Annotated in this window: 7 protein-coding genes; all 7 read right to left on the bottom strand. The window is 39.5% G+C overall.

The features are described from left to right. Positions 1-289: 289 nt before the first annotated feature. Entirely contained in the window at positions 290-1,201 is a 912-nt protein-coding gene (locus tag ACSV5T_RS02775) for a LysR family transcriptional regulator (protein WP_438320262.1), read from the bottom strand. A gap of 11 nt (positions 1,202-1,212) precedes the next feature. Next, the gene (locus ACSV5T_RS02780) at positions 1,213-1,956 is read right to left on the bottom strand and encodes a Bax inhibitor-1/YccA family protein (protein ID WP_438320264.1); all 744 of its coding nucleotides are present in this window, start codon (positions 1,954-1,956) and stop codon (positions 1,213-1,215) included. 38 nt (positions 1,957-1,994) lie between these two features. Further along, positions 1,995-3,743, bottom strand: a complete 1,749-nt coding sequence (gene pyk, locus ACSV5T_RS02785) for a pyruvate kinase (RefSeq protein ID WP_438320266.1) — start codon at positions 3,741-3,743, stop codon at positions 1,995-1,997. 146 nt (positions 3,744-3,889) lie between these two features. Then, the gene (locus ACSV5T_RS02790) at positions 3,890-7,297 is read right to left on the bottom strand and encodes a DNA polymerase III subunit alpha (protein WP_438320267.1); all 3,408 of its coding nucleotides are present in this window, start codon (positions 7,295-7,297) and stop codon (positions 3,890-3,892) included. 12 nt (positions 7,298-7,309) lie between these two features. Beyond that, positions 7,310-8,077: a M48 family metallopeptidase gene (locus ACSV5T_RS02795; RefSeq protein ID WP_438320269.1), complete on the bottom strand. Its 768-nt coding sequence runs from the start codon at positions 8,075-8,077 to the stop codon at positions 7,310-7,312. 341 nt (positions 8,078-8,418) lie between these two features. After that, positions 8,419-9,312, bottom strand: coding sequence for a hypothetical protein (locus tag ACSV5T_RS02800; RefSeq protein ID WP_438320270.1), 894 nt, complete (start codon positions 9,310-9,312; stop codon positions 8,419-8,421). Next, positions 9,313-15,099: a two-partner secretion domain-containing protein gene (locus ACSV5T_RS02805; protein ID WP_438320271.1), complete on the bottom strand. Its 5,787-nt coding sequence runs from the start codon at positions 15,097-15,099 to the stop codon at positions 9,313-9,315. Positions 15,100-15,132 lie beyond the last annotated feature (33 nt).

The raw sequence follows: 15,132 nt of genomic DNA on the forward strand, positions 1-15,132 counted from the left end.
TTATATATGCTAAAAAGAATTATGAATAATAGATTACCTTTATAGGGGTTATAAAAACTTTTATATCTACCAATCATACTTTTTATGCATTTTGAGCATAGATTTACAGTTCCAAATGAAAAAAGTGCATGTATACGTCCCCAAAGGGGGTATACATGCACTTACATGGTACTGCCTTGCTCTTTCGAGACACTTTCATTATGAGATATTATATCGAAAAAGTCCAATACTGAAATAGCATGGATAAACAGTTATACAATCTCATAGATTTACTTTATCTCAAGGATTCTTATGCTTTATATTCTCTAAAAATACTATCATCTACAACAGTGTGTTCTTTGTAGTAATTGCGGACATACTCGATAAAGGTCTTTACTACTACTAGATTTTCCGCATCCTTTGTGTACACCATGTTCGTATCGCGACTAATGTACTTACCATCTTTACTGCGCAATGGACTCACATAGATATCTCTATCCTTACAAGATCCAAGTCCCATATAAGTTAAGATAGACCAACCAAGACCGGCGCGCACAAAGTGACGACATGTACTCATAGAGTTTACATCCATCGCAACACTCGGTGGTTCTTCAAAATGTTCGGCACACCAGGTTTCAATGATATTAGCTACGGATGCATCAGTTTGATATTTAATGAACGGCACCTTCTCAAGTGATTCAGGTGGTACTAATTCTTTATAAACTAAGCAATACGGTTCCTCTAATAGTAATTCAGACTTACCGGACACATCATAGCCACCACGAGCAAAGGCAACCATACAATCACCAGTGTTAAACATTTTTACTACTTGATGGCTGAAAGCAGTCTTTACTTGAATATGAACATCGGGGTATTGTTCCCGAAAGGATTTCAATAAGGCCGGTAATTCATAGTCTGCAAAGTTAATAGATGACGCAATTTTCAAGGTCCCTTGAATCTTACCAGACGCTGAGTTCATGGCATTTTCTAAGGCCTCTTGATCTTGCATCATTCTTTTACAGTAATCATAGAAAATTTCGCCTTGTGCTGTGAGGGCTATCCCTTCAGCAGTCCGCAACAACAGAGAATGGCCCAAGGCTTTTTCCATATGGCGCAACCGATAACTCAACGCCGGTTGCGATAAAAATAATTTTTCTGCCGCCCTTGTAATATTACCTTCATCCACAACGGTTACAAAGGTTTGCCATTCTCTATCGTCCATGATATCTCCTTTTATCGCTTATTGCCAAAGATGCGCAATAAGGATAAGAATAAGTTAATGAAATCTAAATATAGGCTCAAAGCACCTGTGATTTCAATGCGGTCTAAAATGGTTTCATCCTCCAAGAGCGCTACTTGTGTCACATTATTTTTAATGCGGTTCACATCGATAGCTGTAAAGATGGAGAATACTACAACCCCTACATAACCTAGAACTAAGCTAACAGTGTCGCTAAAGCCACTGAGTACAGTCCAGTTAAAGTAGCGAGCACCCATCATCACCAAGGATACGATGATCATACCGAACAAAGCGGCCATTACATACGGTGTAAGGGATGATAAGTTACGTTTTGTAGTAGCCCCTACGATAGCAAAGCCAATGAAGAACGCTAACGTGCCGATTAACGCTGGGATTACTACTTCAAATACATTATATCTCAAGGATATAAGTGTCAATGTAAGGCCATTCAATGCACTATAGAGGAAGAACATGCCTTTTAAAGTCATAACATTAGCAGCATACGCACGAGCACTAAATAGGAATACTACGCCTAATTCAACGAGTAGGATAATATTAAAGTTTTGGTACGCAAAGCGTAACCAATCAGGATTTGCCAACGCGGCCACTCCAACACCAATAGTAGTAAGTAAACCTACAACCATCCACAAGAAGGAGCCTTTTAGTCGTTGGGATACGATACTTTCAACCTGTGCAACCTCAGTTGCAGTAGGCCCTGTTACATTATATGGATTCATACTATCCCTCCTTATATTTAATTATCATTCAATAAAGATTATCGAGCATTTGCAATACCTGCAAATACCTTGCCTCGTTCGCCATCGATAGTTACTTCTTGACCTTCAAGGAGTACGTCATGAGCGTTTTTCGCGCCTAAAATTACAGGAATGCCATAGGTAATGCCTGCAATAGCACTGTCAGAGGTATAACCATCTTCAACAGCGATAATGCCGCCTGCACGTTTAGCAATAGCCATCAATTCAGGTTCCATTGTACCCACAACAAGGATGTCGCCATCTTTGAAGCTTTCATAATTGCCCTTATGATTAGCAGCAATGAATACAGTGCCTGTAACGGATTTACGCAAAATACCATTACCAGATAAGAGTACTTGGCCTGCAATATGAACGCGAATCATATTTGTAGTACCTGTAGCGCCAGATGGTACGCCAGCCGTTACCACAACTAAGTCACCAGACTCAATGGCACCTGTGCCAAGAGCACCTGTAATCGCTTGTTTAACCATTTCATCAGAGTTAACGATTTCATGACCTTTAATAGCCTCTACGCCCCAGCATAATTGCATGCGGCGAATTGTTTCTTCATGCGGTGTTACAGCAATAATTTTGCAAGCCGGACGATGCCGAGCAGTGCTAATTGCAGTATGACCAGATTCAGTACATGTCAAAATAGCAGCAGCCCCAAGGTTTTGAGCGATGCGCACGCTTGCTAAACATACCGCACTGGTAGTCGTCATATCCACATCTTGACGAGCACGGTTTTTACTATCGTAAATAGCAGCTTGTTCTGTTACCTCAGCAATGCGAGTCATAGTCGTAACCGCCTCTACTGGGTAAGCGCCATTTGCAGTTTCACCAGACAACATGATCGCATCCGTACCATCTAAGATGGCATTGGCTACGTCACTTGCTTCAGCCCGTGTAGGACGTGGATTTTGAATCATAGACTCTAGCATTTGAGTTGCCGTAATAACTGGTTTACCCAAGTCATTACATTTTTCAATCATCATTTTTTGAAGTACTGGTACCTCTTCGGCAGGGATTTCTACACCGAGGTCACCGCGAGCCACCATGAGGCCATCTGCTACTTCTAAGATTTCATCAATATTTTTAACGCCTTCAGCATTTTCAATTTTTGCGATAATCTTGATATCTTTTTTCTCAGACTCAAGAATGCGACGAATGGCAACGATGTCCTTGCCGCGTTGCATGAAGGAGGCCGCCACAAAGTCTACCCCTTGTTGGCAGCCAAAGCGTAAATCCGCTTCGTCCTGTTCAGATACAGGAGGCAAGCTAAGCGCTACACCTGGCACAGCCACCCGTTTACGGTTACCGATTTCACCACTGTTTTGAACAGTAGTAATGATGTTATTCCCTTCGATGGCATCGATGTTAAGTGTTACAAGACCATCAGCCAATAGGATTTTATCCCCTACGGACACGTCGCCTACAAGACCTTTGTGGTTCACGGAGCTCAGCTCTTTTGTGCCTTCCACTTCATCGGTGGTCAATGTAAATTGTTGACCTGCTTCGAGGAATACTTTGCCCTCTTTAAATAGGCCAAGGCGAACCTCAGGACCTTTTGTATCGAGCAATAACGCGATTGGTTTATTAACGATCATCGCCGCATCACGCACCATTTGCATGCGCTCTGCTTGCTCTTCATGAGATCCGTGAGAGAAATTAAAACGAGCCACGTTCATACCCGCTCGCATCATATCTTCTAAAATACCAAATTTATCCGTTCCCGGTCCTACAGTACATACGATTTTTGTACGTTTCATCTTTCCTCCTATGAAAGCAATTTCTATATTAAATCTTTCATTTCTTATTGTAGTAATATTGGTGAAAGCTAGCTGTGCTTCACGCAACATAAGTTATTAAGTAGTAAATATATTTATTCGTGCCTTAATATCTACTTATGCATATATTATTGCACCTCTACAGAGCCATCACCTAATATAGCTTCAATAGCCTTGATGGATTCATCACTAGGATCAAAGCACATATTCGGTGGCAAGTTAATGCGCTTCCGTTGACGGTGCAAATATAGTGATGTTGGCACAGAGCCTGCGGTGCTAGTTAACACCCGTTTCAAGGCCTCACTATTTTCTGGCGTGTCATATTGGCTATAAATATGAATAGCCACATGCTTAGCCTGACTATAGTTTACCTTTAACGGCATAATTCGGTCTGCAATAATTTGCACACCCTTTTCATCCGCATCAACGCGGCCTTTTACCTTAACGATCATATCAACAGCAAGGAACTGTTGACTTTGACTAAAGACCTTCGGGAACGCTACTACATTAGCCGCACCAGAATAATCTTCGATGCGAAGAATAGACATAACCTCATTTCGTCTCGTCATGCGGTCCGTCTTATTTTCAATCAAACCGCCAAAGGTTATAGTTTGACTATCGTATTGCTCTGGATTTTCTACGAGAGCGCCCAGTTCAAAGAGGCCCTCTAACTCCTTCGCATAGCCTTGCAATGGATGGCCTGTAATGTAAAAGCCGGTATATTCCTTTTCATCCTTTAATTTATCGTCTTCCGATAAATCTTCCACATTCGGTACAGGAATAAAATCTACGGATTCTTCTACGTCCCCAAAAAGACTCATGGTGCCCATAGCGGCATCTTTTTGCTCTTTAGCACCAACAGCTTGAGCACTTTCATACATGTGCAATAATTGGTTGCGGTTTTCCTTGAACCCATCCATAGCTCCGCAGCGAATGAGACTTTCAAGAAGTCGTTTATTAACAACCTTATTGTCCACTCGTTTACAGAAATCTACGATATCCGTATAGAGGCCGTGCTCATTGCGCTCACGAATCAAGCGATCAATAGCATTATCACCAACGTTCTTGATGCCCCCAAGGCCAAAGCGAATGGCATCACCTTGTACGGCAAAGCTGCGCTCAGAATAGTTAATATCTGGGCCCAATACCTTAACATTATGCTTCTTGCAAGAGTTAATGTAATATGTTAACTTTTGCATATTTTGCATGAAGCTCGTCATGGTAGCAGCCATGAATTCTGGGAAATAATGGGCCTTCAAATACGCCGTTTGGTATGCGATGTACGCATAAGCCGCACTATGTGATTTATTAAAGCCATAGCCTGCGAAGTATACGAGCAAGTCGAATACTTCGTTTGCAATGGACTCTTCTATACCATTGTTAATGGAACCTTGAATAAAGGACTCGCGCTGCGCCTTTAGAACAGATTCCTTTTTCTTACCCATGGCGCGGCGCATCAAGTCCGCTTGACCAAGGGAGAACCCGCCCATGGCGGATGCAATTTGCATAACCTGTTCTTGGTACAAGATTACCCCAAAAGTATCTTTTAATATAGGTTCTAATATGGGATGTAAATAGGTAACCTCTTTTTTACCGTGACGGCGGTCGATAAAGTCCGCCACCATGCCAGAGCCCAGTGGGCCTGGACGGTACAAGGCTACCAATGGAATTAAGTCTTCAAAATGCTCAGGCTTAAGGTCCATAACGAGCTTGGTGATACCTTCTGACTCGAGCTGGAATACACCAGAGGTGTCGCCTTTTGTGAGGATATCACAAGCTGCCTTATCATCGAGTGGAATGGCATCTAAATCGAGGTCGATACCGCGGTTCGCCTTGATGAGCTTTAAGGCATCCCCCATAACCGTTAAGGTACGGAGGCCCAAAAAGTCCATCTTTAAAAGGCCTAATTCCTCGATGTTATCCTTGTCGTACTGTGTTACAAAGCCTTCTTCGTTGGCATTTTGTACCGGTACGTGGTCATCGAGAGGGTCCGCAGAAATTACGACACCCGCCGCATGAGTGGACGAATTGCGCGCTATACCTTCTAGCTTTTTACCAAAGTCAAATAACTCTTTAACGTTTGAATCGGCTTCGTATAAAGCTTTTAACTCTTTGCCTTGTAGAGCCTTATCTAAGGTAATCCCCAGTTCGTTGGGAATCATCTTCGCAATGCGGTTTACCTCCGCCAGTGGTAAGTCGAGCACGCGACCTACGTCGCGGATAACGGCACGAGCTGCTTCAGTACCGAACGTAATAATCTGAGATACACGCTCTTGGCCGTATTTTCGCGTTACATATTCGATAGCTTGACCGCGCTTTTCATAGCAGAAGTCAATATCAATATCGGGCATGCTTACCCGCTCTGGATTTAAGAACCGTTCAAAGAGCAAGTCATACTTCAATGGATCAAGGCCTGTAATGCCAAGTAGATAGGCTACTACAGAACCTGCTGCCGAACCACGGCCTGGGCCTACTAAGATATCGTGTTCACGAGCATAGCGTACATAGTCCCATACGATGAGGAAGTAATCCTCAAAGCCCATCGTACCGATAACGTCTAACTCGTAGTCGAGACGCTTTTGCAACTCTTCAGACGTTTCACCATAAAGGCGTGGGATTTCTCGTTCACAAACCTTACGTAAATAAGTCTTAGACGTTTCCCCTTCTGGCACATCAAATTGTGGCAAATGATGTTCGTCGAAATTGAATTCTACGTTACATCGCTCTGCAATTTTTAAAGTATTTTCGATGGCCCCAGGAATATGCGAAAATAACTGCGCCATCTCATCCCCAGATTTTAAATAGAACTCATCATTAGGGAATTTTAAACGGTCTACCTCGGCACGACGACGGCCTGTAGAAATACACACCTTAATATCTTGCGCGTCTGCATCCTCTTTTAAAACATAGTGAAAGTCATTAGACGCTACGATGCCAAGACCGTATTCCTTACTGAGCTTAATGAGCTCCTCTTGAGCCTTTGCCTCCTCTGGCAGGCCATGATTTTGGATTTCTAAGAAGAAATTATCCTTCCCGTACGTCTCAATATACCATTCGATGGCACGCTTCGCGCCTTCCATATTATCTTGCAAAATATACTGAGGGATTTCACCTTGAATGCACGCACTGAGGGCGATTATGCCCTTGCTGTATTGACGCAATAAATCGCGGTCTGCACGAGGACGATATAGCATACCTTCCGTCGATGCTTTAGACACGATTTTTACAAGATTACGATACCCTTCCATGGTCTCCGCCAACAAGATAAGGTGTTTTAATCGTTCACGGCTACGACCTTCGGGACGATCGAATCGATTATTTTCCGTTACATATACTTCACAACCGATGATAGGTTTAACACCTTGGGCCACACATTCTTTGTAGAAATAAATGGCTGCGTACATATTGCCGTGATCCGTAATGGCAAGAGCTGGCTGATTTAACTCCTTCGCACGACGTACCATGTCAGGCAAACGACTGATGCCGTCCAGCAAACTAAACTCTGTATGACTATGTAAATGTACAAATGGCTGCATGGTACACCTCCTTTAAGGGCGATGAGCAAAATACACGTTCAATGACTTCTTACGAGCCTTCCAATCTGGCAAAAACTGTGCCACTAGATTGTGAAAGTTCTTGGAATGGTCTAAATATTTAAAATGAGCAAACTCATGAACCATGACGTACTCAATATACGCCTGTGGCCCCTCTAATAAGCGAGTGTTCATCTTGATGAGCTGCTTTGCTGGCGTACAAGAACCCCAACGGCTCTTCATACGCTGCTGTTTTATGGTTGGCATAGGCACATCGATATTGTAATTTTGAAAGCGTTGATACACGACCTTCGCCCAATGGACAAAGACCTTCTCCCCTAAATTACGCCAATAACTTTGCATTAATTTATGCTTCGCTTCATAGGGCGTACCACGAGGCACAACCATGGTAAGAATCGTCTTCCCATCAAAGCCGATATGAGGCTTTCCATCCTGCTCAACTAGGCGCAACGTAACGGGAATGCCGAGGATGGATAAACTTTCACCATTCACATACTGCAATGCATCGACGCGCTTGGCATTCAATGCATCAATCTTGTAACGAGCCCGCTCAATGAAGGGCATATTCTCGATGACAAACTTGTCCACCCTATAATCCGGCACATACCCATTCGCCGACACATGGATCACACCATCCCGGGTAATGCGCATGTTCATGTTCTTCACACGCTTGATGGTTAACTCATATTCAATTCTGTCGCCATTATAGGTAATAGACCTAGTTGTTGAAGTATTCATACCTTTTATTTTATCATAAAACACTCATAAAATTGTAAAATTCTGGTAATTTTAATAGGAATTATTCGATATAAGCAACAATAAAAAAATAACAGATAGTTGCTTGGTAAAACTCAACTATCTGTTATTAAAAAAACAACATTATAATTACACATTAATTATTAATTTGTAGCATTCAAAATTTTAAAAGTATTATTTCTCCTTATTTACAATACTCATGCATTAATAATATCTAAGTGTAATTTCAACATTTTTTTCCGTTACTTTATTACTATAAAACTTAATTAAAATAAATATTCACTCAATATGCCCCTTCTAAAAGATATCTCTATAAGTAAATATTAAAATATCAAATTTTAATTATATTACTTCAAAAGTATATTATCTTGATGATTAATTATAGTTTGAAAGTTAGTTAATATTTTTTCATTATAATCAGTATTTAGATATTTAATATTCATATACCACTTATGATTATCGTCAGAACATAAATCAAATTTTAAAAATTTTATTTCTTTTAAGTTTAAATAGAAAGTTGAAAAATTAGCTGCATTAATATTAAATCTTAAGCTCTCTAAAAGAGCATTTAAACTAACAAACTCATCATTTGATGTATTAGGTAAAATTTGAACTACAGCTATATTATCTACAATACCATTGATTTTTAAGCGTCTAGATAGTAAATTATATATTTCACTTTTGGAATAATCTATGCCAAAACTTTGATTAGTAAATAACTCCTCTTCTGGCCATTCACTATAAACAAGGGACTCATAACTTATATCACTTCGATTATCTAATTTAAAAACTGCTCCACTTTTCAAATTCAATCGATAATAACCTTCAGATGTATTAAGAATGAGGCTCTCATTACTATTCCAAACCTGAAAAATATGATATTTCTCGCCTGTATAAATAAGAGTCTTTTCTATCCTATCGGCAAAAATATTAGTTAAATACCAATCAACGTTCTTATCATTCTGTACTTTCTGAATAACAAACAAACTATCTTTAGCAAAAAAAATATCCGTGATGATCCCATTATTAATATTTAACATAGATAAATCAAGATTAATTTTTTTACTTATATCTTGAGCATTATAAAAGTTTGCATTAGAACCATTGAGAACTACAACTACACCTTTATCTGGACTCCATACTTCATAATAAGATATAAATTTAAATCTCAATACATATGCCAAAGCCAATATACAAACTATAATAAAAACCCAAATAAGATGTTTTCGCCTATATCCCATTTACTCCACCTTATAAACAAGACCCTGATTATTTTCATAATCTTGGTCCAATAAATTTCCGACTGCAGCAGGAAGGATTGCTCCCCTTAATCGATCTAAAGTAGGATGACTTCCACTCCCGTCAACTAATGCAGCGACAGAAACAGTTACACAGTTATGACTCATCAATTGATAATCATCCGGATGACCAGGAATTCTATAAAACTGATAATTAGCACCTTCTTTTTCTAAAACATAATTTGCATTTTTAAAGTTTCTATTAAATGCACTTTGGACAGCTTCGGCATTTAAATTTAAATAATAGTATTTTATAGCTGAAGAGTTTTTAAATTCATAATTTTGATCTATATATATAGTTCCAAATCCATTAGGTGCTGCAATACTTACGCCACTACTATCTACTAACTTATCACCTTCATAACGGCCATAATTTCCTTCTTCAGCCCCTCCTTTCTCATACTTAATTATTATTGATACATGTCCTGTTATTCCAGAAGAATCTACTGCAACTATTACATCAACTGGTCGGCGTCCCTCATGAGCCTCTCCTAAATCATTCCATTTCGAGCCATACGAAGCCATTGTCGCTCCAACATTATAAGATTTTCCTATTATACTATTAAGAGTGCCCCCTAATACAGTACTCAACATTTGCACTTGGTCAGGATGCTCTCTTCCTACCTTATCAATAATTTTCTTAATAGCTAATTGATTAATACCAGATGCCACGGCCCCAGAACCATTTGGATTGCCTGCCAATTGTGCAGCAATTTCACCAATTGCAGCATGCAAGGCTACTTTCTCTGGTCCACCTTCTTTCCAATGATATTTATCACTTAAACGATGTACTTCTTCAAAAGCATTTTTAGCAAATAAGCGTGCTAGCTCCTGACGTTCTTCAATTTTCTTTTTATCAAAAATCTTATCTAATTGATGCAACGTATTTTCGGTATTCGTATTGATGGTTTTAGTATCAATTTCTTTACCATCTACAGTAAGTATACCATCAGAGATAGCAGATTGAGTAGTGGAGCTTGCTTTACCTTTAGAGCCTACACCTAAGTTTGGAACTAGGCCGATACTGTTATAAATCTTATCATAACCTTTTTTATCATTGGTCTTCATCTCTTCGAGTTTCTTTTTACTACCATGGTAGTTATAGCCGATACCATTGTTGCTATATGTATACTCAGCTTCGTTTTGGATATCTTTCATCTCTAGAGATTTAGTAGTTAACTTATTCTTAGCTTTTGGAGCATCACTTTTTATTACAGCACCCTCTAATGTAGTATTATTACCTACATTAATGTTGTAGCCCTCTTCTCCAGCATAAATGCCAGCTTGTTCTGTTACGCTTTTCCATTTGCTATCAATTCGACCTACACTAGCATTGATACTGCCAGTTGGATCTTTGAAATTAGGTTTCGAGGATACAGAGAATCCAGCGGACTTACTATGTTCTTTAAAGTTATCTACATCTTGTAAGCTTTGAATATGTAAATCACGGCCTGTATCTACTTCTACCTTTTTACCAGATACAGTAGAACCAATAATATTTGTGTCACGTTTTGCTTTGAGTTGTGCTAATTCAACTGCTTTAATCTTAGTAGGTACATAACTTTCTTGATGGGTGTCTCCATTTTGACGAGCCATATGACCGCTTGCATTAATGTCCAGGAGTCCACCGCCAGTTAAGCTAATACCAGCACCCACGCTCCAGCCATAACTTTTATAGGTATTATTAACATCTACAGTATTCTTACCAGCCTCAAGATTAATATCACTAGCGCTATCTAATACTAGTTTTTTAGCCTCTACTGTTTCACCAGTTAAACCAATACCACTTTGCTGAGCATCACGAGCTTTGATATGTACATTACCATCACTAACAAGAGTGCCACCTTGATATGTATTTGTATCTACTACTTGCCCTTGTTTTCTAGAAGTACTCCCAATACTTACAGAGAGATTTACAGCATCATCAATATTTTTTTGACCACGTCGGGAATGATTTTTTGTGTCTTTTAATACTTTACCATCATCATCACGAAGTTTAACGCCCTTAACCGCTTTATCTACCGCCATATAGCCATCTTGCAATTGTTTACGCGCTTCATTGAGTTCAAGTGCGGCTAACCGCTTGTCATCACGTCCACCAGCTTGTTTTATTGTACGTGTAGTATTTGTAAGTGTATTTGCTATTGCACCACCTAAGGATACGGTGAGACCAGTTTTTTTGTAGCGTTCATCATGTGTCATATGGTTATGATCCACGTTACCATCTAATGTAACCGCAGAGCCATCTAACACAGCACCTTCTTTAGCAACAATATCTGCACTTGTAATGTGTACTGTATCATTTGCTTTAATAGTAACAGCACCTTTAGTACTAGCAATTGTATTTCTCTCTGTAGATTCTTCATGGTTTGCTTCATCAACATTATGTTTTTCTTTACCAATAGTGAAGCCTATACCTGCACCACCTAGTAAGCCAGATTTTTTATGACGATACACACTAGAGCCATCTGTAGTAGATTTGTCAGCGCCCAACTCTACCTTACCACCAGCCGTAACAGATACAGCATTCTCGCCCATAATTTGAGCAGATTGACCAGTTACATCTTGAGCACTAGTAATCGTTACAGTTTTACCACTTACCGTAGAACCTGTTACAGACGTAGTAGTTACATCGTCCACCGTATTGGTACTTTCACGTTTTACTAAACTTTTCTTTTTATCTAGGTATACGTGATTGACTGTACTATCTGCCTTCGCTGTATTTAATGCAACGGTATTACCAGATACTTGTACTGTGTCTGCCGCTAATACTTGACTGCCTTCAAGTTGTACGGCATCAGAGGCTACAATAGAAACATTTTTACCTTCAATGCTACTACCAACAGATGATTGAGCTTTAACAAGATCATGAGACTGAGTCGTTTGAGAGTGTCCACCACCAGATTTACCTTTATCAAAACGATGTTCTTCAAGCTCGTGGGTAGTATTCATTGCTTTCATCGTTACATTGCGACCTGCCGTAACAGTTGTATTCACATCTGACGTGATAACACCTGCCTCCATAGATACATCTCGGCCTGCTACTACTGTTGTTTGACCAGCACCACCAATACGGCCTTGATCTACACCCGTAATCGTCTCACGGCGGTTGTTGCTACTGTTCCACTGAATCTTGCTATTACCGGCCTCATACTGTACACCTTTATTGATTACATCACGCCCCGCAGCAACCTTTGTGGAGCCAGCTGCATTAGTTTGTGTAATGGTGCCACCTTCGTTAATGATGTCTTTCTTAGCATACACAGAGACTGTATCATTGCCCATAATAGTGCCTTGTGTATTACGAACTTCGTCATTTGCTGTAACCGTAGCCGTGTTACCTTTAATAAGACCATTATCATTGTGAATGGAATTACCAGTAAGAGTCACATCCTTATCCGCTACAATGCTACCGCTATTATGCATAGTATCAACAGATAGGTTAATAGATTGGGCTTGTAAATTAGCACCACCTTCTACTCGTTTTGTAGTTGGTGCTAAATATAAAGTAGGTACTAGCACAGTTTCAGTTTTGCCATTTGGTAATACAACAGACTTACTCACTAGGAGCACTACATCTTCTTTAAGATTTTTTTGCTCAGCCTCTGTTAATCCTCGCCCTAATGCAATAGATTGAGATTTTGTGACACTAATACCTGCATCCATTAACTGGCGATATTGTTCTTCTGCGGAAAGACCTGATTGCAGTCTACTTTTACCAGTTTGACGCATAATCTCTTGCATAACGAGCTGTTGCTCATAATACCCATCACCCAATCGTTTTTGTATATTCATAGGGTCTAATTTGAGGCGAGATAATACGTAATCAGAAGATAAGAAGTTACGACGATTTGTAAAGTTTGGATCGGTTTCAATCACATAGGAAGTATTAGGATTCGTCGATAACTGACTCATACTATTTAACAAAGATGCATCTACTGTAGCATCACTCTTACTGTTTTCTACATGACCGCCATATACGGCAACAGGTACATCTTTAGGGTTTACCTTAGTATTCTTATACTTAGCCTCACGAATATTGGTAGTATCCCACCCTTTTTTATGATGACGACTATAACTTGTAGCAGTGCCTTCTTCCGTAATATATTCATTACCTTTCGGGTTACTTTGTTCGTAATGACCTACGGTACCCGTAATATCTCCAACAGCGCTAATTTGACTAGCTTCATTCACCATATGATCTACATCCACATGTAAATTGCCACCAGAAATGATTCGTCCAGGATTAGATGTATCTACTGCATCTTCCTCACGTGTACGATCATATTCATATTTAGTCCAACTATCATGATGTTTACCATTTATAGAAAGTTGGAGATTCTCAGAAGAGTGTACTACTACTTTATCTTTTGGAATTTTATCATCATGTCCATAAATTCGTTCTTCAGACAATTGATAACGCTTAATGCTACCGGATGGAGCTACTTCGTTTTTGACATGCTCTTTGCCCTCTACAGCTACACGCTTAAGGGTAATACCACCATTTTTATTATCTACAGATTTCGCAAGCAAAGCTCCACCTTGACCAAACTCAATTGTTGATGCAGTATTTACTACACTATCCATTTTACCGGACACTGTACCTTTCTCATCCATCGTTTTACCAAGCTGTAATTTACCTTCTGCTTTGATTACACTACCATCTGTATTAACAATAGATTTTGTCGCTATAGACAAATCTTTTTGAGCAATCATAACAGGTGCTTCTTTAGTCGTAGCATTACCAGTTTGTATTACAGAATCAGTAGTAATCTTTGCTGTATCTACATAAAGTTTACCCTTATTCATCTGCTCTAGACTTTTAGTTGTAATATTGGCATCTGTAGCAGCTATCGTACCTGTATTTTGCAACTTGCCAGTACTATCTATGGTTAATTTATTTTGTGCAGATAATACACCTTGATTATTAACACCAAATCCTTCATTAGTTCCCACCAAGTACATACTATTAGCATACATACCACCAATAGCCGCTACATCAAGGCCGACTTGACTCGATTCACCAGTTTTATGAGTATTCGTAACTTTACCAGTAGCATCTACGGAAATATCATTCTTACCCGTTACAGCTTGAACATCTTGGGCCCAAACTTTACCATTGAGTTTTACAGCCTCAGCTAGCATATCTGTACGTGCTGTTTTAGATGTATTAAGACCTTTTTCACCTACTATAATAACGCCTTGCTGAACATTATAGCCTGTAACACTACCATTATTAATAATTGGATTACCCGTTGTGAGTGTAGCGCTACTTGCATTAATAAATGTGCCATTATTAACAGAAATACCATTAGGGTTTGCAACGATAACATGTGCCTTATCCCCAGCTACTTCAAGAGCACCATTCATGGATGTAGAGCTTGTGCCAGTTACTTCATTCAAAATAGTATTGGCTGTAGAGCCTACTAAGTTAGGATTTCCCATAATATATCCTGCGAGCTCTGTATTCACAGGGCGATTCGCATTGTTTAAAATAAGTCCCTTTTCATCTACATTGAATGCATTATATTGGTTATGTGATAACCCTTTATCATTAGGTGTATTAATATTAACGACAGTCATGCCATTACGAGCTTCTTCTATTTTTGGTCCTAATTTACCTTGATCAGGTACAACAGGATTAGCAAGGGCCATAGGAATCCATGGTGCAGAGTTAGTCGCTAACAATGCAGCAAAGATAGCCATTGCCGTCTGCTTTTTTATATTCATATTACTCTCCTTTTCTAATACATACCATTCACC

The organism is Veillonella sp. ZSJB6, assembly GCF_051549505.1.
Taxonomy (GTDB): Bacteria; Bacillota; Negativicutes; order Veillonellales; family Veillonellaceae; genus Veillonella.

What these genes read in the sequence shown, in the direction of transcription:
- ACSV5T_RS02775 (WP_438320262.1), bottom strand. Translation starts at nt 1,201, where the DNA reads ATGGACGATAGAGAATGGCAAACCTTTGTAACCGTTGTGGATGAAGGT.
- ACSV5T_RS02780 (WP_438320264.1), bottom strand. Translation starts at nt 1,956, where the DNA reads ATGAATCCATATAATGTAACAGGGCCTACTGCAACTGAGGTTGCACAG.
- pyk (WP_438320266.1), bottom strand. Translation starts at nt 3,743, where the DNA reads ATGAAACGTACAAAAATCGTATGTACTGTAGGACCGGGAACGGATAAA.
- ACSV5T_RS02790 (WP_438320267.1), bottom strand. Translation starts at nt 7,297, where the DNA reads ATGCAGCCATTTGTACATTTACATAGTCATACAGAGTTTAGTTTGCTG.
- ACSV5T_RS02800 (WP_438320270.1), bottom strand. Translation starts at nt 9,312, where the DNA reads ATGGGATATAGGCGAAAACATCTTATTTGGGTTTTTATTATAGTTTGT.
- ACSV5T_RS02805 (WP_438320271.1), bottom strand. Translation starts at nt 15,099, where the DNA reads ATGAATATAAAAAAGCAGACGGCAATGGCTATCTTTGCTGCATTGTTA.